This window comes from Paenibacillus profundus (assembly GCF_021369635.1).
Taxonomy (GTDB): domain Bacteria; phylum Bacillota; class Bacilli; order Paenibacillales; family Paenibacillaceae; genus Paenibacillus_B; species Paenibacillus_B profundus.
Window position 1 is genome coordinate 1 of record NZ_JAJNBZ010000053.1, and the last position, 21854, is coordinate 21854.

Annotated in this window: 13 protein-coding genes; 1 reads left to right on the forward strand and 12 read right to left on the reverse strand. The window is 44.3% G+C overall.

From position 1 onward, the window contains the following. The 11 genes from LQV63_RS29625 to LQV63_RS29675 form a co-directional block, all read right to left on the reverse strand. Window positions 1–1315 (reverse strand): PEP/pyruvate-binding domain-containing protein (locus tag LQV63_RS29625; protein ID WP_325175939.1); only part of this gene is annotated, 1315 nt, incomplete at its 3' end. A gap of 12 nt (window positions 1316–1327) precedes the next feature. Then, a complete protein-coding gene (locus LQV63_RS29630; protein WP_233699401.1) occupies window positions 1328–2374 on the reverse strand; it encodes a Cfr family 23S rRNA (adenine(2503)-C(8))-methyltransferase in 1047 nt (348 codons plus the stop codon). 254 nt (window positions 2375–2628) lie between these two features. Continuing rightward, window positions 2629–4113 (reverse strand): Lsa family ABC-F type ribosomal protection protein, encoded by a 1485-nt coding sequence (locus tag LQV63_RS29635; protein WP_233699402.1) that lies wholly within the window; start codon window positions 4111–4113, stop codon window positions 2629–2631. A gap of 961 nt (window positions 4114–5074) precedes the next feature. After that, on the reverse strand, window positions 5075–5602 hold the full coding sequence (locus LQV63_RS29640; protein ID WP_233699403.1) for a VanZ family protein: 528 nt from the start codon (window positions 5600–5602) through the stop codon (window positions 5075–5077). A 316-nt stretch (window positions 5603–5918) separates the two neighbouring features. Next, window positions 5919–7751, reverse strand: a complete 1833-nt coding sequence (locus LQV63_RS29645; protein WP_233699412.1) for an acyltransferase family protein — start codon at window positions 7749–7751, stop codon at window positions 5919–5921. A 108-nt stretch (window positions 7752–7859) separates the two neighbouring features. Continuing rightward, complete coding sequence (locus LQV63_RS29650; RefSeq protein WP_233699404.1) at window positions 7860–8894, reverse strand: LCP family protein; 1035 nt, start codon at window positions 8892–8894, stop codon at window positions 7860–7862. 442 nt (window positions 8895–9336) lie between these two features. Beyond that, entirely contained in the window at window positions 9337–10671 is a 1335-nt protein-coding gene (locus tag LQV63_RS29655) for a DUF418 domain-containing protein (protein ID WP_233699405.1), read from the reverse strand. A gap of 604 nt (window positions 10672–11275) precedes the next feature. Continuing rightward, a complete protein-coding gene (locus LQV63_RS29660) occupies window positions 11276–14680 on the reverse strand; it encodes an S-layer homology domain-containing protein (RefSeq protein ID WP_233699406.1) in 3405 nt (1134 codons plus the stop codon). A 613-nt stretch (window positions 14681–15293) separates the two neighbouring features. Next, entirely contained in the window at window positions 15294–16433 is a 1140-nt protein-coding gene (locus LQV63_RS29665; RefSeq protein ID WP_233699407.1) for a WD40 repeat domain-containing protein, read from the reverse strand. Further along, complete coding sequence (locus LQV63_RS29670) at window positions 16430–17896, reverse strand: sensor histidine kinase (protein WP_233699408.1); 1467 nt, start codon at window positions 17894–17896, stop codon at window positions 16430–16432. The genes LQV63_RS29665 and LQV63_RS29670 overlap by 4 nt, the downstream gene beginning before the upstream one ends. Then, the gene (locus LQV63_RS29675; protein ID WP_233699409.1) at window positions 17893–18597 is read right to left on the reverse strand and encodes a response regulator transcription factor; all 705 of its coding nucleotides are present in this window, start codon (window positions 18595–18597) and stop codon (window positions 17893–17895) included. The genes LQV63_RS29670 and LQV63_RS29675 overlap by 4 nt, the downstream gene beginning before the upstream one ends. A gap of 1313 nt (window positions 18598–19910) precedes the next feature. Here LQV63_RS29675 and LQV63_RS29680 point away from each other — a divergent pair. Continuing rightward, window positions 19911–20651: a class I SAM-dependent methyltransferase gene (locus tag LQV63_RS29680; RefSeq protein WP_233699410.1), complete on the forward strand. Its 741-nt coding sequence runs from the start codon at window positions 19911–19913 to the stop codon at window positions 20649–20651. A 292-nt stretch (window positions 20652–20943) separates the two neighbouring features. Here LQV63_RS29680 and LQV63_RS29685 read toward each other — a convergent pair whose 3' ends face one another. After that, a complete protein-coding gene (locus tag LQV63_RS29685; protein WP_233699411.1) occupies window positions 20944–21546 on the reverse strand; it encodes a class I SAM-dependent methyltransferase in 603 nt (200 codons plus the stop codon). Window positions 21547–21854 lie beyond the last annotated feature (308 nt).

Below are 21854 nucleotides of genomic sequence, written 5' to 3' on the forward strand. Positions count from 1 at the left end.
GCTTAATCAAATCAGGAACGATTGACGGATTGTTTTCAATTTCACGCATCGTATCTGCATTGCTTTTGATCGGACTTGGTACTGTGTTATCATCTGGTAACGTTTTTATAAAATCTCGCTCTATTACAGTCATCAGTGCGTCTTTGATAAGCGGATCGGATTGTCCCAGGTAATTTAATATATTGTCTCTGCTAGCCAGCATTGGTGTCACATCAACAAACAACCTACCACCGGCTTTACGCATGGGTGCTGGATTTGTAAACTGGAAAAAAGACAATCCCAGCGGTTTCATGGGATCGGTCATCATTTGTTGGTGACCGACAGATACATAAACGCGATTTTCCTGATCATTCGCTTCAGGAATCGGGTATAACGTCGTGATTGGCCGACTCTGGATAATATAAAAGGTATCATCAACTAGACACCATTCGATATCTTGCGGGCAACCAAAATATGCTTCGATATGCCTTCCGATGCGTGCTAGTTGTAAAATTTGTTGCTCAGTAAGGGTTTGAGTCTTTTGCTGCTCAGGATCGATCTGTTGTGTCTCTGTTCCCCCTTCTTTGCGTCCATAGACCGCCAATTTTTTGGCCGCGATCCTCTTATCGACGATCTCCCCTTCCTGTACTTTATAACAATCGGCAGATACCAGGCCGGAGACCAGTGCTTCTCCAAGTCCAAAACTGGCATCGATTGATATCACCTTTCGGTTAGAAGTAATCGGATCAGCGGTAAATAAAATCCCCGAAGCTTGTGGGAACACCATCCTTTGTACGATAACAGCTAAAAAAACTTGACAGTGGTCGAATCCATTTTGCATACGGTAAATTACTGCGCGATCCGTAAATAGGGAGGCCCAACATTTGCTGATATGCTGCAGGATGGCTTCTTTGCCGATAATATTTAAATAGGTGTCTTGTTGACCAGCAAAAGAGGCATATGGCAAATCTTCAGCAGTCGCACTAGAACGCACGGCATAAGCATGTTCCTCGCCAAACTGGGAGAGATATTGAGTTACTGCTTTCACAACATCAGAAGGAATTTCTACTTCCAAAATGATTTGTCGAATCTTCCTGCTGATTTCACCAATTTGATCTCGATCTTCTACGTTTAGCATAGTTAGTCGATTGAGTAAAGCATGGTACGTTTCGTTTTGCTCGATTACTTTTTGATATCCCACTGTTGTAACACAAAATCCTTCTGGTACTTGTATTCCTTCAATTTTTGATAACTCCCCTAAATTCAACCCTTTTCCGCCAACGTACAATAGCTGTGTATTTTTCATTTCCTGAAAATTGAGAACCAAAGAACTCATTCCATATCTCTCCTAACCATTAATTTTAGAATCAGCTCGGTATAACTGACCACATGCCGCATTAATGTCCGATCCGAATTGAGTTCGAACCGTAACGTTCACACCATTTATTTTTAACGTCTGAACGAACGTTTTGATTATTTCGGGGTCAGGTGGCAAGTAGCTTTGAGGCGTCACTTCTGTCGAATTGTAGGGAATTAGGTTCACGTGGTAGAGATGTTCCCAAGATCCCCTTCCCCTCAATAGAGCGGCAACCGCTTTTGCATGCTCCGTCGAGTCGTTGAACCCTCGAAGAAGAATATACGCGATATACACCTTTCTCCCCGTATGTCGGATATGGTGATCCAATGCATTCAGCACGTCGCGGAGCGGAAACCGCTTATTGATCGGCATCAGTTCGCTCCGTTGATCGTCGAACGGCGAATGCAGCGAGAAGGTTAGATTAAACTGTGGAAACTCCCGCGTCAACCTATCAATTCCCGGCAACAGGCCGATGGTGGATATCGTAATTCTTCGATGTCCTAAACCGAAGAGATGCGGGTTGGTCAAAATCGCCAGCGCATCGAAAAGGTGCGGGTTGGCGATCGCCTCCCCCATGCCCATGAAGGACACGCTGTCCAAGGCGTGGCCGTTCAAGTGAAAGTGAAGCAATTGGTCGGTAATTTCGTCGGCGGTCAGATTTCGTTTCAAGCCGATGGTACCAGTGGCGCAAAAGCGACACCCGAAGCCGCAGCCGCACTGAGTGGAAATACAATACGATTTCCAACCCCGTTCATAGGTAAGTCGTACGGCCTCTACGCGTTCGCCACCCCCGATGGCAAACAGCACCTTGCTGACCTGCTGCGATGTGAGTTCCTTTACTGGAATAACGCTGGAGACGTGCGGGCCAAGCGTCCGGGCCAACTCCTCTCGCAAAAATTTAGGAAGTATGGTGATCCGTTCATATTCAGCAATTTTTTGCTTGAAAATAGCGTCCATAATTTGCCCATACCGATACGCAGGCTGCTTGAAGTCGGACAAGATTTGTCTAATGGTTTCATATTTCGAGGTTGGTTTCATGTGTTCTCCTTACCGCCGGAGAAAATGCAAAGAAAAGCAACCGTCATCCGGTGCTTTCATGCATTAACCAACTACGCAGGAAAAAACACGACGTGTTTGCGGACATCATCGCTACGTGCATCTGTCGATAGATTGGTAAACCTCCGGCAACAGATTTATCTTTTTGTGAACCGAGTCAGCCGGTTGGAACCGGTTCACATAATCATCTACAACCTCAACCTCAATGATCATCGTCTTCATCCTCCTAGAGTGTGTTAAACTTTCAGTTCCACAATTTTAGTTGCGATATGTTTGCAAAATTCGCTGTCGTGCTCCACGAAAAGGATCGTCGGCGAATGCTCCAGCAGCAGTTCTTCGATTTGCATCCTGGAAATGACGTCGATAAAATTGAGCGGTTCGTCCCACACATGCAAATGAACGCGTTCGCATAGGCTTTTCGCGATTAGAACCTTCTTCTTCTGACCTCCGCTATACGAAGCGATGTCTTTTTCGAATTGCAAGCGCGAAAAATCGAGTTTTCTCAAAATCGCTTTGAACAAGCTTTCGTCAATCTCACTGGATCTGGCGAATTCCGACAAATTGCCCCGCAACAGCGAGGTATCTTGTGAAACGTAGGAAATTTTCAACTGGCTCCCTTTTCGAAACACGCCGGAATAAGGAATCTCCTCGCCGCAAATCAGTTTGAGCAAACTGGATTTGCCTGAGCCATTCGGACCGGAGAGCACGATGCGGTCCCCTTGCTCGATAGTAAAGCTGATGTCGCGGCAAACGTTCTTTTCACCATAATGAATCGAAATGCGGTCAAGCTCGACCAATTGGTGCTTATGATAAGTCATCTGCGATATTTTCAGGCTTTCCGAGCTATCGACGTTTCTCAGAAGCTGGGATCTTTCCTCGATCGCGGAGTGCTGTCTTTGCTCAATTGATTTGGATCGCTTCATCATTTTGGCGGCCTTGTGACCGATGTATCCTTTGTCGACCTTGGAGCCGGAGTTACGGGTGCCGTTTTTCGTTTTTTCTACTTCGTGCGACCAGTTGCTCGTTCGCTTGGCCGCTTCGGACAGCCTCTTAATGTCCTTCCTCAGCTTTTCGTTCTCGGCCAGTTCGAAATTGTCCTGTCTTTGTTTATTCTCCCACCAGTCTGAAAAATTTCCGTTCTGGATTTCGATATTGGTCTTATTGATCGAAATAATGTGATCCACACAATTGTCGAGAAACGCCCGATCGTGTGACACCAAAATAAATCCGCTCTTGTCGTTCAAATAATCACTTACTAGCTTCCGAGCATGTAGATCCAGATGATTTGTCGGCTCGTCGATAAGCAAAAAGCTGTTCTCCTTCAAAAACAGGACCGCCAGCATTACCTTCGTCTGTTCTCCGTTGGACAATGAGTCGAACGGTCGGTACAACACATCTTCTGACAACTTCAGCAGCGAAAACTCGCGCATGAGTTGCCAGTGCTCATAGTCCGGATAGATGTCGGCTACCACATCGAATGTATAATTTTCCTTGTGTTCGACGTGGAACGGGAAATACTCGAAACTGACGTTAGAGGAAATCGTTCCGCTGTATTCATACTTGCTGAGCAGCAGATTGAGAAACGTAGTCTTGCCCCGGCCGTTCCTCCCCGTAAAGCCCAATTTCCAGTTGGTATCGATTTGTAAACTTACATGCTCAAAAATGTTGTCGTAACTGCCGTCATAGGCAAACGTCAGGTTAGTTACCTTGATCAATGACATTCCAGAAACCTCCTTGGTTCACAAATAAAAAAGAGCTGCAAGAAAGTTGACCTTTCTTACAGCTCAAAAAAATAAAGCAAATCCAACCCAACCCTACGCAGAGTCAGATAAGGAACTATTTTTGAGTGAAAAGAATAAGGTAACTTTCTTGCCAATAAAGAATAAAACAGAACAAATAGAACTTGTTTTATTCTTTAAATGGTAGCAAGAAATTTTACATTATCCTCTTCAACTCCAATCGTAAGTGTTAGCGCAATATTAACATACCAGATATTTCATTGCAACTAACTCTTCGATTAAGACACCATTGATTTTAAGCCTTCGACTTTGTTCGATAAGCCGGCGTCTTCTCTCGACTTCCTCGTTAAACTATTCTTTTACGTAATTAATTACGATCGGCGCCGCTCGGCCCAGACAAGAACATAAATCGTTAAAGGACAAGAACATGTAGCGAAACCCGTTCCCGAAATATTCGACCTCCTAAACGACAAAAGCTGCCGGATCCGACGCTGGCAGCTTTGAACTATCGTTCCCAGTCGTATGATGAGGTCAGCCAGTTTTTACTGGTTGACCACTTTTGTTTGGTGATGTATTTGTCAGTAGCCGGGGCAGAACGGTCGTTCCCCTGGGTCTGTAACCCGACGCTAAAACTGATCGCCCCCTACTTGTAGAAACCATGTTTAAGCTGGTTGAGACGAATAGATCTCGCATAACAAGCGTCTTCACTCTGTTTACTTTGACACAAAGTTCCCCTTTTAATTTTGGTCTAAATTAATCTATTGAGGGTAACTTTGGCCTCTCCTCCAAGCAAGATGGTAACTTTGTGTCACAGTTACTCTAATGAGGGGGGCAACTTCTCCAACTATGTTGGGAGTAAACTTCTAAACTGGTGAGATTTGCATCCCAAGATACAGAACCATCCTTCAAAGTGAGTCATTCAGCCCTATCTCTATGCCTTCTTCTATTTTTGATGTATTTCAAAAAAATTATTCACTCCTTCAACAATTACGGTTGTACCAAATGAAAGGAGGATCGTTATTATGACTACTTTACTCATACCCTTTATTGTATTTTTAGAACGAGGTACTAATTTTTGTGCGCAAAATCCGATCGTAGCGCCTAATGTATTAATGAAAATATCATCAATATCAAAACTTCCTAAATGTGTTATCATTTGTAATATTTCAATCATAAAAATAGACACACAAAATAGAATAATAAATCGTAAAAACCGGCAAGGAAACAGTAGCGGGATTAAAATCCCATAAGGTAAAAAAGCTGCGAAGTTGGCAAAGTTAAAAAACCAACTTTGAAAGTCTCTACCTAATGGAAAATACAAAGGAATCCCATTTGGTATTAGGTTATACCAATACTCTTGGTTATGAATACGACTTGTTCTGTCAAAGGCGAAGAACAGGAAGTAGAGAATCACAACGGTATAAGCTGCTAGCAAGGTGATGGTAACCTTACGAACTTTCCCTTTAAACATAAAAAATCCTCTCATTTCTATCTTCTACTCATTATTAGTCCATGATGTGTAAAAACCACCCAAATGCTACAACAAGTCTCAAATTTACGGGTTTACTTCATTGCGACCGCTTAAACAACAGGAATCTGAAAAACCGTCGGTCCGGGTTGAACCGCTCGGAATAATTAGCTTAGAGTAAGAAAAAACGCCAAGCCGGCCATGTCCGAAGGCTTAGCGTAATATTTTCGTTAAAAATGTTGGCGGGATCCCATGGTGACATTTTCATCATAGCTTGTTTCCCACGGTGACAGGAATATTTTGTTATAACAATTTAATGCTATTTGGACTGAATTGACTTAGCAATAAGCGAAGCGTATGCTTTAGCTCCTTCCGGTTGCGGGTGAACGCCGTCCTTCGCAAACCATTCAGATTTGTCAGCGCTAAGCGAGTGCCAGTCGATCAATGTGACATTGGAACGCTCCTCGGCCGCTTTGGCCAATGTTTCGTTTACTGAATCCTGCCAGTCTCGCGGCACACGGGAGTTAACGAGATAGATTTGCCTATTCTCACCGATTGTATTGAGTAGTTCTTCGAGTTTTTCGGAAGAAAATGGCCCATTCGTGCCAAGCTCAATAATGACAATCTTTCCTAACTTCTCTTTCGAATCGAGTTGTGCCACGACATCCTTCGCTTCAGACATTTGCCGACTTACCTTATCATCTATGTCAATGCCGGGTATTAGTTCTTTCAGATAAGGCGCTACTCCGACCAACACGGAGTCACCAATTGCTGTAACTTCTACGGATGACTTAGAGGGGCTCTCATCCTTGGGTGTTGACTTTGTGACTTGCGAGTCGGCATTAAATGACACCGATTTTGAATTATTCAATGGTGCCGATTCAGTTTGTTTCGAATTTTCGATGGAATTTTCGCTTCCTGCCCTTGCACAAGCTACACAAATGAAGATGATCATAACGACGGAAAACAGCATAAACAAATGTTTGATCGGTTTTGATTTTTTCATATATCTAACCTCTTTCCTTAAATGGTATGTCTTCCCGTTCCGAATGGGCTCCTCTACAAATCTATAGGACAGCGCGGCTAATACAACAGTTATCATTAGTTGGGCTAGCTGGAGAATAAGATTCGGACTCACGTTTGGATCTGCAGATCCCGTTAAGACAATAATCGGATAATGCAACAAATATATGCCATAAGAGCGGACTCCGATCCAGCGAAGGGGTTTCCAGGCAAGCAGTTTGCCTACTGCGCTGAACGGACTCGCCGCAGCCGCAATGACCAATGCAGATGCTACGGAGAGGACGACCATACCGCCGCGGTATAATGATTCATCGTATTTCCCGGTCTTTGTCAACATATACATCACGATACAGAGACCGACAACGCCCAAAATGTTAACCCAAGCGTTTCCCTTTCGTGAAAATGGTTCAGAAAATTTGTGGCTTGGATATATGATTGCAAGTGCTGCTCCAATCAACAGCCCAAAAGCCCTTGTATCCGTTCCGTAATAAACTCGGCTCGGGTCTGTGCCTGGCTCATACAAAAATACCATCAATGCAAACGAAACGGCTGCTCCCGCAAGAATTAGCAAAAAAAGTTTGCCGCGCGTTGGGGCAAAAGTAGAAATCACTATCATTAGAAGAAACGGCCATATCAAGTAAAATTGTTCCTCCACAGCGAGCGACCAAAGATGTCCGATAGGTGAAGGGGGACCAAAGCTTTCAAAGTAGGATACATTATGGTAAATTAAATACCAATTGTTCGTATATGTTAACGATGACCAAATATCCCCGCGAATCGAAGACAGCCTTCCTGGATCAACAATCGCAAGATAGGCGGTTAGAATGCACAGCATAAGTAGCATGGCCGGCAACAGTCTGCGCATGCGCCTCAACCAGAACTGTTTCATGTTGATTCGACCTTTTCTCTTACGCTCTTCCATCAGCAAATCCGTTATGAGGTAGCCTGAGAGTACAAAGAAGACACCTACTCCCAATAATCCCCCCGAGGCCACCCCCCAGTTAAAATGATAAGCAATTACAGCGAGAACGGCTAGAGCCCGGAGTCCATCTAGTCCCGGCATATAGCGTCGTTTGTCTTTCATAACATCTTGAGGCCTATTCGAATGAAGCTTATCCAACCTCCCCATCGTTACTGACATTTCACTTCCCCTCCCTTTTACTAAAGTAGTTTTTTATGTGGTTGGTGGGACGAGGCATTCCCCAGATACATTGTCAAAATCTCATCCACATATCGCTTATTTCCTATCACTACTGCCGCCGCTGTTTACGCTGCCCTTGTCGTCTTTCAACAGCACTTCCTGCACATAGTCACGAAGCTTCTCGTTGTTTTTCACGCCTAGGACAGAGGCGCCCCTCACTGACTTGCCGGCGAGAAGATCCATCGGTGGAATTTGCGCGGATCCGGCCATGTGGCTCTCCACACCGAGCGTAGCCAGTTTCAACATGTCGGAGATGTCCAAGTTCGTCTTGATGTAAGGCGCCACGCTTTCTAATATTTGCTTCATCCTCATGAGATTCCAACCGGACTTCAACTTATCGGCTACGGCCGAAAGCAGGTTGCGCTGCCGTTCGGTACGGGTGAAGTCGCTCATTGCGTCATGACGAAAACGCACGTATTGCAACGCTTTATCGCCATCCAACTTTTGCTGCCCCTTTTTCAAGTGAATATCGTACCGGTTGCCATCGGCTTTATCGGTATAGGTCATGTCTTTCTCAACATAGAAATCGATGCCGTCGATCGCATCAATAAGTGATTTAAATCCTTCGAAATCAGTATAGACGTAGTATTGAATGTCAAGGCCTATCAAATCACCAATCGTTTTCATCGCAAGGTTCGGTCCGCCTAGTGCAAGCGCCGTGTTGATTCGTCCTTCGCCATGGCCTTCAATCCTGACGTAGGTATCACGCAGAATGGACAGCAGATGCGCTTTTTTCGTGACAGGATCAAAAGTTGCAAGTAACATAGAGTCGGAGCGAGCCTTCTCGTTCTCCTTTAACCCTCGATTGTCACCACCCATCAGCAGGATGTTGACTCGTTCAGTGCCTTCCCATTTGACGGGTTTCATTGACTCATCTTCCTTATACTGGCCTATCGGTATCGTGTCCTTCGGTTTATCCAAACTATCGAGTGTATTGAAGGCCCCAATGGCCTGATAGGTAAAAAGGCTGACGATGCACAGTAATAAAACGCCAATGCTGATCGAAGCGTACATCCATACCTTCTTTTTTTTAGCTCGATTATTTTGATTTCCTTTTCCAATCCCAATCATGTTGCTCCTCCTAAATTCTTTTAGAGGGTGTTAAATGTTTTAGGAGCAAAATTCCATTGACCAGCCCCTCTAACGCCCCCTCCCAATGCAAAACCATCTGACCGAATGCATTGTTAATGGCTTAACTGTTGCCTTTTCACCTAATTTTCTCCTCTGAAATTGACCATAATACTCCACTGTGTTACGTAGATGCGGAAAAGGTATAGTGATTAGATAAGCGTTTTAAAAGCCCACCCAAGGGTGAGCTGTTCTAGCAGGGTCTACGATTCTTCGATACAACGTAATATTCATCTCAGTTCAGGTTAACAACAGATTTCAAATTCCAACTTTCTCATACGCTGATCCAGAAATACTCATCCATTGGGTACCAGGCTATATCTCGGAGCTCCTCCCCGTAAGACTAAAGCAAGTAGTTAGAAAGCCGCCGTCGAGAACGAACCTCCTACCTCGACGATGGTGCCGTTCGAGAGGCGCTAAACGCGCGGTCGAAGTGTCTCATCAATGACTCGAGAGGACCGTTAGGGAGCCGCGCGATCAACCACCCTGTCAGCAGCGTTGCGGCCGCGACGAGAAGGTCACCGAATGGAATCCCTCCGACACTATATTCTATCCCCGCCAGTTTGAGAGACCATATCACGACAAATTGAGCCGCATACATCGTCAATGCCACGCGTCCGACTGCAGCGAAAGGCATTAACACTACAGAGGACTTTTTCGGTACGAGACATACCAGTCCAAGCACGAGGAATGCGACTCCCAGCCCAATCAGCGTCTGGAACGTCGACGCACTGTGCGGAGATGTCCAGAGAAGCATGTTCCACAGCGGCGGTTCCGTGTTGAGCGGCCAGATTGCATTCGGGTCCGGCATGGTCGGCATGGTCGGCAAGGCACTGACCGTGCCTTGAAGGCCAATGAGCCACGCATCGAAGGAACGGCTCAGCCCGGGAATAATGAAAGCGCTCAGCATCTTACCGACGGCGAGCATGATACCGCCACCGCCCGCGAGTGAGAGTGCGGTACGCACCTTGGTGAGGTCAAGGCGCCCGATCGCCATACCGGTAACGAAAGCGGGAGCGAGCGCGAGCGCGGACATCGGACCGCCCGCAATATCATAAAGGGGGTACGCTCCCGATAGGGCGCTCAAACCAAGAATCATCAGCGGTGGGGCGACCACGGCCAAAACGGCTGCTGTCGTAACGAGCACACGCGTCGAACGACGAACCAGCACCAACGCCAGCACGAACATTGCCGCATAGGCGGGTAAGATCACCCCGTACGGGGTATTCAGCAGGATGAGCAGATACCCAATCACATCAATGAACACTGCTCGAGCGAGCATCCGTGCTCGGAACGCGGTCGTCTCCGTTTCTCGATCCTTCATGCGTTGCGCCATGATCGAGTAAGAAATGCCGCCACAGAGCACGAACAGCAGCGTCGTATTCCCGGAAACGATCGCAGAAATCGTTTCATTCGATGAGAAGTGCTGCAAATACATCCCTATGACCGCTAACCCCCGTGCTGCATCAAGCGCAACGAGACGTCCGGCCGTCCTCGAATTAGCCCGTGCCTTCCTTACTCCGGCAGACTCCCCGTTGGCGATGTCAACTTGCCCACCGTCCTGAAGTGGAGCCGATACATCTACGAACATCTCGTTTGATTCGCCTAAAACCGCATTGTTTTTCAGTCCGTTGTTATTTGAATCCGCTACATCCTTGATGGTTGCTCCTGTTTCATTTTCACTTCCGGACTCGTCCGACAGCTTGATACTGACTGACAATTAGCATTCCTCCTCAAAATGGTTATTTCTTTAGGTGTTCTTCAATTCCTTGCAAGTAGTGGTTGTTATGCTTATTCCACTATAACTGGCAGATGTCGCAAAAGTTTGATCAAGATGTAAACAAAATGTCACAACCGATGCGTGCGATTTTATGCCTCATAAAAACAACCTTACTCCGGTCCGAAGTCCGAGATAAGGTTGTAGGCAGGTAGAGTGTTATTGGGTTGTCGTTGAGCTTCAGGTAGCTATTGAAATTTGATGATAAATGACTGCCCGACCGAGGAATCCGTTTGTGTCATTTGGGAAGGGGAAAACAGGCTGCGTATTTACGCAGGTTGTGTTATTCCAGAAAAGGGCCATATGTGGAGTAACAGTATGTATATATTTTAAGGAAATTAATGCATGAATCACAAATGTGTTCTTTCAATGCTCTTCCCTCATACCGAGCAGATATCTTGATTAAATATATAAAAATCAGCGCCTCCCTATCGGATTGTAGAAACAAGTTGAAGGGATGACGGAGCTAACTCGAGTCCACAAAAACCATCGCTTCGAATTAATCCGAAGCGATGGTTTTTGTAAATATTTTCATTTATGGATTGTATTACTTGCCTAGGTGCATCATGCGGCTGATAATGACTGCAGCTTGCGCACGGTTGGCGATGTCTTTTGGACCATAAGTTGTACCGGTTAATCCTTGGAGGACACCTTCTTCGGTCAACTGGGCGATAGCCTCTCTAGCGTATAAAGCTATGTTGCCTCTGTCAGTGAATTTGGCCAATGTTGCGCCGATATTGCCGGTCGAAGCATTCCGGGTCAGCTTCAGGGAATTGGCGGCCATGATGGCCATTTCTTCACGCGTGATTGCCCGGTTTGGCTCAAAACGGTTGCGGTCTACGCCTCGGACCAGATTGGCTTTAACCCCGGCCGCTACGTACGGGTAATACCAGTCCGACGGCTGAACGTCGGTGAACGATACGGTCGCCTGATTGTCGGATAGGTCGAGGGCTCGAACGATCATCGCCAGAAATTCGGCACGAGTTACTTGCTTCATCGGTGCAAATTGGTGTTCGGAGACACCCTTGATGATGCCGAGAGCAGCCATTTCACGAACATTATCGCCCGCCCACGCTTCTGCGCCTTGCAGGTCGCTGAATTTAGGAACTATTCCGGACCCTGGTACTAATGGTGCTTGATCAGCATCATTTTTGTCCGTAATTGCATTGAAAATCGAGTTCGCCAGCAAACGGTACTGATGCCGTGGATGATCGTTATTGATGAAATCGTTAGAAAAAACAGTCAGGTTCTTGTTGTTTTCATGGTATGTGAAAGCTATGATCTTTCCTTTGGCAGCCTCATGTCCCGGCCACCAGCCTGCTTTGAAAAAGTCGTCTCGATCACTGGTAACGGCAAGCACTTTTGCCATTTTGGGAACTGTCCTAATGTAAGAACCCGTGACTGTGTAGAAATATTCCTGTTCATCGTAAGCGGCTGTAATAAGATTATCTTGCATGACGTTTGCCAAGAATACGCCTTCGTATCTTTCCCATTGTTTCGGACCTTCGAAAGAAAATCCAGGTATCCAGTTTTGGATATTACTCAATCCAAAGTATCCAAATGCGATGTAAGGCTTTCCTTCTTCTACATATCTGGAAGAGCCGAAAGTATTAACAAGTACGTCTGCATTCGACTGGCGTGTAGTCACCTTAAAGCCCAGCCCTTTCAGCACATAGGCCGTTTCACCAAGAGCTGCAACGGTAGCAGGCTTAAGGACTTTACCGCTTGGCCCGGTATTGCCAAATTCGCTCGCGTCGAGATAATACTTGGAAGCCAATGGAGACAAGTCACTGTAGGCAACCACGAAGTCACCCGCTTCATATCCTGACCCGCTTTTGGTGAGCATCGTAACGGTCTTGCCGGCAGCCAATAACTCATTGACCGCTTTTATAGCATCATTGTTTGTGTTCTGGATCAGAACATAAACAGAGTTATTTGGCATTTGTGTCGCCGGAACCGACACGGATGTTATTGGAGAAGTTTTGTTTGTGAATACACCGGCTTCTCTTACTGCGTAACGCTCGAATCCGCGCATATCATGGAAGTTTTGAATGATTTCACCGGCCATCGATTCAAAATCGGATACATCCATTCCATCGTACAAGACCAGGTTCGCGATTCCACGCTTAGCCTGATGCATGTTTACAACAAATGATCCTGCAGGATATGTCGTATCGGCAACGGTTACGGCTCCTGTCGAACGTTCAATCTTAACTCCATTTCGAAGCAGGTATTCAACCATACGGTAGGTTTCCAGAACATTCTTTTGAACACTTTTGTCGATCGGTAGGACATAGTACTCCGGGAAGAAGTTTTGGTTATCTTGACGCGGACGGCCAATTGTTTCATTTTTGGCATTAACAAGGTACTTATCTACGGCACGGTCATCGATATTGTCCACACCGCGTTCATATATTTTCAATTGGTTCATGAACAGCTCTTCTTTTTTTCCGCTGACATAAGCGGTAGCTCCCGCCGCAGCATAATACAGCGCTTTGGCAGAATCCTCGTTCAACTCGGGTATTTCAAGCGTATGCCCCATTGCACCGTGATGCATTGCGAATACGGCTGTATATGCTGCGGATGCATCATCCCATCCGGAGGCAGTGCCTTTGGAAACATAGTTCGCATCCTTTACGGATTTGAGATGTTCTTCGTAAGGGATATGATAGTAGTCGTACTTCGTGTTTGCGATGCCGGCCTCGCCCATAGCGGCCGCTTGTTCCAACATGTGCTCAATGAGCAAATCATACTCGAGGTTCGGGTCATGGGGCGGTGTAGCCGGCTCGATCAGAAAGTTCGGGTCGAATCCATGCATATCCAGGAAGGACAGTGGCGACCATTTCGCGATTTGTTCCGTGACGATACGCGTTTCAGGCTGTGTTTGATAGGAATTGTCTCGATTCAGATCGAAACCCTCGGCATTATGACGTGTGTTGTGAACCCGACCATCCGGATTGTCCGTATAAACGAACAGGAAGAAAACGTTCTCCAACACATCGTCCATATTCAAAGTGACCTTGGTTCGCTGGCCGTTTGGCAAGGTTGTATCATATGTAATACTCTTGTCCAATGCCATCGTCTTAAAATAATTCAGAATCGCATCAACGCCAGGCGATTCATCCGGATGAATATTGTTAATCCAGATCGGCACTTTGTAATCCCCAAATGTCCCGGATGTGATGTCGGCTTGCAATTGCTTAGGATCATTCATCATTGCAGGATGCGTCACGTTTTGGTACTTGTCAACGGTAGCTTGATCCTTGGCAAGTACAGTGAAATAGATATCGCGGCCTTCCGCCGATTTCCCAATTGAAGTAGTTTTGATGTACCTGTCATTTTTTTGAGCTGCTCCTGCCGTGATTGCATCTATCTCCGGCTTTAGCTCATCGTAGCTGCGGAAACTGTCATATGGCGTCAATTTAACAGGCGCATGAGCAATGACGTGTCCGTTAGCTACCGCTGCCAGTTCAAATGTCCCAATTAGTGACGGGTACTGCAAACGAGGTGCGGACAGGTTGACAGTATCGTAAGGAAGATCGAACGTAACGCTTGCAGTAACTTCACCGTCCTTTACTTTTACATTGTCAACTGTAATAAAAGGTGCACCATTATAACCACGATCCTGATATTTTTTCCATTGGGACAGTGGTTTGCCATCGTACGTCCAGCTTAAGCTTTTCACATCAACACCTTCCGGAAGCTTGAACGCAGCATGAAGCGTTCTTTTCTCTGTCATCGATGCAACATAGTTGTCCAGTTCCAACGTTTGAGGGTTATTAACCTTTTTCAGGTTTAGCGTCGTTATTTCCGCCTGCTGATCGGACGAAGCAGTGATTCCCATATCCTGCACAACCTCTGCCATCGCAATGCCTGGAGTCATAGCACCCAGTAGCATCGCAAACGACAAAATCAACGCCAAATAACGCTTTGTGATCAAGTTCTTAAACACCTTTCTCCTCCTCTTCTCTCGTAGGCTCACTTTTAATGCAAAAAATAGTCATGAACCAAATAACGCTCCATAGGCCCCCTTGTTCCATCTCCGGCTTACTGGGCGGCTTCCCCGCTCGGCGATATCTCACCGACGATTGTTCTCACAACCATGTCGGTTAATCATGTACATAGACGTCATTTTTAACCGGATCAGAATCTTTCGTTCTCGAAAAAATTCTTTCAGCTCATTTTTTTATCGTTACGGATAGAACAGCTACTCCTCCCACATAGGTCTTCTTTAGTACCTAATTTGGCGAGTTTACCCTTCTTTCTACCGTATTCTGATATCCCACTGAAGCAGCTTCCACATATCGTATACCGATAAATTGATATCGATAAAGGGATTGACTTCTTCTCAATGGACAGTGACCAGAGGTGGCCGATGGGGGATGGAGGGCCATATTTTAATATAGCTAGCAGATGTCACTAAAGTTTGATCAACATGTAAACAAAATGTCACAGCCGATACGTACGATTTTTTGCCCAAACAAAAACAACCTTACTCCGGTCCGAAGTCCGAGATAAGGTTGTAGGCTTGAAGAGCGTTATTGGGTTGTCGTTGCTCCAGGCAGCTATTGAAATTCGATGATAAATGACTGCCCGACCGTGGAATCCGTTTGTGTCATTTGGGAAGGGGAAAACAGCTTCTGTCCATGAATTAATAAACTGTTATTGTCTAGGCTCCAGTAAATATGGCTAGGGAGAATCCCGCGGTAAACCGGCTCGTTATACAAAACATTTTTCCCTTGAATTTTACCTGCATAGATAATATCCTGGTCGGACAATGAGTAAGCAATGCTTTTCTTGTCATGAGAAAATTTAAAGTTGCCCACCTTATCCAGTAGTACGGAAAGTTCGCCGTTTCGCCGATCGTATTCGTATAACGTTCCATCGATTCCAAGGAATGCAAACTGATTGTTGTTGATCCATGCATTCTGCTCGCGCCCAATTTGGTGTTCGAATTGAATCTCGATTTCACCTTCCCCCGTATTTGTCCCCATCATGATGTAATTTTTTTTCCCAGACTGATCATATTGAAATGTAGTCAATAGCACGCTGCGCCCATCATCGGAAACGTTGATCTTTAGGATCGTCTTCCCCGAGGGAATTCCCTTCAGCTTAAAAGTCTTGGAGCTTTGAGTCTCGGCATCGTATACACCAAGGCTGGTGACTCCGTTAACACGCGGATCCACCACCAGATAGCCTAGATACCTGCCATTGCCTGACCAAGCAACATCCTGCACATACAGTTGCTCAAGGGAATTGATCTTTGCCACTTCGGTTTCTTTGCCGTTCTCTAATGATATTAGATTCAGAACAACTCTCGATCTGGATATTTCGTAGATGTATTTACCATCCGGGGACAGTTCTATATCTGGAACTTCCATGTGAATTCCTGGAACGAACTCGCTTTGCTCGTAAGGATGGGTTAGACGCTTTATCATCATACGGTCTGTCGAGCTTTTCCTATACGAAGCTACCACGGAGTTGGTAGAGGTCCAGCCAAGCAATTGACCAGCACTCGTGAAATCATCAGGAAGCCGATAGATCTTATTCACCTGAAATGGTCGAGAACCTTGATCTTCGGTATGCTCCTCTTCTTTGCTCGGAATAATAATCGTCTCAGTTTTGGGTCCTAAATTGCAGCTTGACAACAGCATGAGCATCAACGACAGGATCCCTAGTGATAAAATAAACCGTTTTTTCTTCATGATCGATTCTCCGTCCTCTTGGAGTTGAAACCGTCAAATTCCACAGTGACGGTCACATGACGATTTTGGCTATCGAAGGAGATCGTTCCCCCGAAGTCGTGGACGATGGATTTGACAATACCGAGCCCCAGCCCTACACTACCCTCTTCTGAAACACTTGGATGAGCCAAATAGAATGGATGAAATAAGTTTGCAAGCTGATCTGCCTCTATAGGGTCACTTGGATTATCAAATACAAAGCGAACCTTTCCGTCAACATGCAGCGCCTTCACAGATATTTCCGAAAGCGATAAGCTGTATTTGATCGCATTATCCAGCAGGTTGATAAAGAGCTGGCGCAGCCTGTCTCCTTGACCGAATACGACCAAGTCATCTTCGATTTGATACTTTATGCTTTTCTTATATCGCTGTGCACGAATGGCCATCGAATCGCACACATCCTGCAGGATAATTCCAGCATTGATCTTGTCGGACTCACTTATCATGGAATTGTTACGCGATACTTCAAGCAGCTTTAATACCATGGTATGGAGGCGTCTGCTTTCTTCTATAATATGGTTCATTCCTTTTTCAAAAAAATGCGGGTCCTTTTCACCATTCTCTCTGATCAATTCCGCATACCCTAGAATTGAGGTTAGTGGAGTTTTAAGCTCGTGGGTTATATTGTCAAAAAAACGTTTCTCCTGCTGGTGAAGTTCCTTGAGATAATCCCGATCCTTTTTAATAATGGTGATCTGCCTGCTAATTTGATCGATCATATCATTAAAATTATCGGCCAGCCTGCCGATCTCATCTTTACGATTAAAACGGATGCGAACGTCCAAGTTTCCATCCTTCACCTCGGTCGAGGCCCAGGTCAGTTTGACAAGAGGGATAGTGATGTGCCTCGAAAGAATATACGAGAATAGGAATGCCGCTGCAAAAATCGCAAGCGTAATAAAAAAGATAATGTCCAAAATCCTTCCGCTTTGCGCATAGATTAAACTGAAATCTTTGGAAAAACGCAAGATCCCCACCTTGGACCCATCAATCACGACCGGATAGGAAAAAAGAACGGATGCTGTATTATGATCATAGGTGATGCTGTATGCAGTTCTGCCCTTAATCGCCTGCTTCAAATCGCTATCTTTCTGGTATGGGAACATGGACTTGTCCGAAGAATACAGCAATTCGCCATCCACCGTATAGACACTGACGTTGCTGCCGGTGGCGTGTTTCAGATCATTCGCCATTTCGAGAGCCATCTCGCCAAAGTACAGCTCATTACTTGTAAAATGGTTGATCAGGAACGCTTGGCGAACGTATACATTGCTGTTGTTCTTAACCCCGACTAATTCAGATGTAACTAATTTTTGATTGCTTGTCCGAATGAATTCTTTGACGGTTTGATTAAGGACAATGAACGAAAGTGAAAAAATCAAAAAAAATCCGATAAGAAACTTTATGCTGATTTTCCGTATCATTCCCTTTCCGCCTGCTTCTCGAATTTGTATCCAATCCCGAAAACGGTAGTAATGAACTCGCTGGCGTCAAGTTTTTTACGAAGTCTTTGTATGTGAGTGTCGACAGTACGGGTATCGCCGACAAAATGGTATCCCCATACCATATCAAGTAATTCCGAACGTGTGAACGTTTTGCCTTGATTTCCAATCAAGGTCATGAGAAGATCAAACTCTTTTGGTGTCAATTCAACAGCGTGACCATTATTTTTTACAAGTCGTTCTTCTGGAATAATTTCGATCTGTTTGAAACGAATCACACCATGCTTCGCTTCGTTTTGTTGTCCACTGTTCGCTTGATCCACTCTCCGTAGAATCGTCCGGATTCGGGCAACAACTTCGCGCAAGTCAAAAGGCTTCGTGATATAGTCGTCTGCGCCGAATTCAAGGCCAAGCACTTTATCGGTGATATCGGATTTCGCAGTAATCATGAAGATCGGTATGTTATAATTTGCTGTTACCTTTTTGCAAATATCCAGTCCGCTTTCGTCAGGCAACATCCAGTCGAGAAGCAGAAGATCGGGTTGAAATTTTTGCAGTTCGATCATTCCGCTTGCTCCACTTGCCGCCGTTCGAGTTTGAAAGCCCTCAATAGAAAGTCCGTATGAAAGTAGATCGGCAATCGCAATATCATCTTCAATAATGAGAATTTTTGCTTTATTCATCTTAATCCCCGTCTCTTTTGTTACTAATGCCAGGAAGGGTCACGGCACCGTTACTTATGTTACCGATTCGTGTAGAAATAATCAAATTCATATGAGGAGGACGCTAACAATTCGATAATTAAAATTTATTTGATAATCAACTAATCGTCAAAGTATATAATGTTCTTGTCATCGGATAACTCACGTTTCCTTGTTACTGAACCAACCTCGCAACCGTAGTCTTTTATTTATACCTAAAAGTTTCGCAAGGATAACTACTCTTAAATCCGTATGATGAATATCCCGTGCGGTCCCTGAAGATCCGTATCCTCCGTAACGGCGGCGACGACTACCTTTCGAATTCCCTCTGGCGTCATTTGGTGCAGTACCGGAAACTCAGCAATATCGTCCAGGAAGGTGAAGGTTGAGGCAACATTTCTTCCTTCTCTTTTAGAATGATTTTTCGTTAATTTAATTCCTCATTAATTCATGAGACTCGTCTGTCCAAACACTTTCAGTCGATCCGTAAATAAAACCACTGCTTATTATATTTGGGCAAAGGCACTTACAAGTGGAGAGGCCACTTTTAAGTGCCTTCTTCACAAGTTTGTCCAACTTTAAAATCATTGAGAAGAGATAAGAAGGGATTCAAGATTCCGGAGCAACACTAGGAAAATATGCCATATATAAATAACAATTGGGTGAGTTTAACTGTTGTGTATCATTCCCTGAAATCAACGACAAGACGAGCTCGTTAGCCTTGGCGGTTAGTTCAAAAACTGCTGTTTATCTCAAGTTCAGAGACTGATGATCCGTTACGTGTCGTTCAAAATACCAACGTGTAAAATCCGCCCGAGATGCAGGTATTAAGCACATTGCCTATACCGGCTTCGCTTTTGCTGAGGACAATCCATTCGCTCTTGTTCATCTGACTACCGAGTATGCTTTTTTTACTACGAATATTCGATACAACTTCTTACGTAACGGTGGTTAACAGAGTTTTGTTAATTCGTCATAAAAGTAAATGTAGGGATCGGGACGATCATTACAAATGCCACTGAAAGGGAAAGTGAATACGGATAGCCGTAGTGATCTGGCTCTGGCTGCCGCAACAGTGTTAACTGAGGATGGACACGAGAACAAAGAGTTCAATCTTCCGGGTGGGTAACTTTATGTTGAGCAAAGTGGTAAACGTTTTGGCGAGCGTTCACATTCGATCACACGCTTCACGTATCATCCATTGGGAGGTTATCTCCGCCTCTCGGGCACACTTACATGCGGATGCGTTTATTATGGTCCCAAAAGTTTGAAAGTATTACCGCACTGACTTGATCATGGACAAGAATTCTGTTTATCGAACAAACAGCTTCTATTGGGATACAAAAGGAAATGACTTCTTGGGAGCAATCGTGCTTCCTTTTTATGGAGCATTTGTCTCAGAAGAAAAATTGCAGCTTTTCGGGGATGTCTCAGGGAAAAAGATGCTGGAGATAGGCTGTGGAAACGGTCAATCCTTGCAATATCTGGGGGAACGCAAAGCATCTGAACTATGGGCTGTGGATATATCAGAAAAACAAATCGAAAAGGCAAAGCAACATTTGACGTCATGCGGCCTTTCAGCAAAATTAATCTGCTCTCCCATGGAAGAAGAATGCGGCATACCAATGGATTATTTTGACTTTGTGTATTCGATTTATGCCATAGGCTGGACCACCGACCTTGAGGGTACTTTTTGCCGAATCGCTTCTTATCTTAAAAAAGACGGCGTATTTATTTTCAGTTGGTCTCACCCTATACATAAATGTGTTGTTGCAGAAAATAATATGCTTGCTTTTAAAAATTGTTATTTCGATGAATCTTGGTATTCGGTCTCTCTTGATGAAGGTACGCTAACATTATCGGACCGTAAACCATCAACCTATGTGAATGCGTTGGCTAAAGCGGGATTTGTAATTGAGCAAATGACTGAGCAATCTGATGATGAAATTATGCAATCGCGGGACGATAACAGCGATTTTGCAAAAAAAGCAAAGATGCTTCCTGTAACTTTTGTAGTCAAAGCAAGAAAACTATAGTATCCGATAGCTTAATCATGACTAGCAAATTTTTAATACATCGCCATTCAAATTCAACATTTCCCATAGTTCTATCTCATCTTTATCAGAGCATTTAAGCAGACTTGTGTCTCACATAAAACGACATAAGTCTGCTTAATTACATTTTGTACATATGTTATTAAATTGGCTTCAGGCCTTACCCCATGAGGCTTTGTATAAGATGTGTAACAATTTATAACCCCTATGGTTTTTGCAAATAATCATTTCTCGAAAATCATATCTACTAACGGGATAATTTCCGCCTAAAAGCTTATTTTTGAGAATCAAGAATAAACATAGATGCATCATGTCCCATGAATATTTTATTTCCATTATAAAAAGTTTTGGATTGAATATTCCTGTACCCTATTTTAGTCATAATGTCAGTTAGCTTTACTTGATTAAATCCGTTATGAACTATATCTGAAACTACTTTTTCATTTTTATTAAAATCTACGATTAGTAAATGTCCTCCTTCATTTAGAACATCAAATAATCTTGATAAAACTAATTCAACATCATCAATATGGAGTAGAACCTGAGCCATAAAAATATAGTCAGCATGTAAATCCGATAGACCTTTCTCTTCAAAATCAAAGCATAATGTATCTACATTCTGAATATTAAAATCAGAAATTTTTTGCTTTATTTGATTTATCATGTGTTGTGAAGTATCCAGAAAAAGCATTGAATTAAAATCGTTTAACAAGTTCATTCCGACAAGACCAGTTCCACACCCAAAATCAATAGCATGCTTACTATTAGCGTCAACTAAATACTCACGAATGGCATCAGATGATACCTTTGCAATTTGAATTCTTTCAGAAGTGTCATATATATTAGCTATCATTTCAAACTTATCCGTATTTCCCATTATTACCTCTCCAATCTGCCTTAATAAAATCATGAATACAACAATATAGAATGATATTCTATCGAAGCATTAGCATTTAGTCCACATTGTTATTAGTGCTTATGGTTGTCCAATGCTTTATTCTCGTTCGTCGGGACCGTGCATGCGTCCAGGTAGATAAAAGAACGAACGGGATAACCGCCCTTTTATCCATGACAGGTTGCATTTAATGCCGTCCATTATGGCAGAGACTCTTACTTGACGTATTCAACCCTTACAATATTTCGATATACCCTTCTGTTCCATGCACGCGAATTCGTTGTCCATCT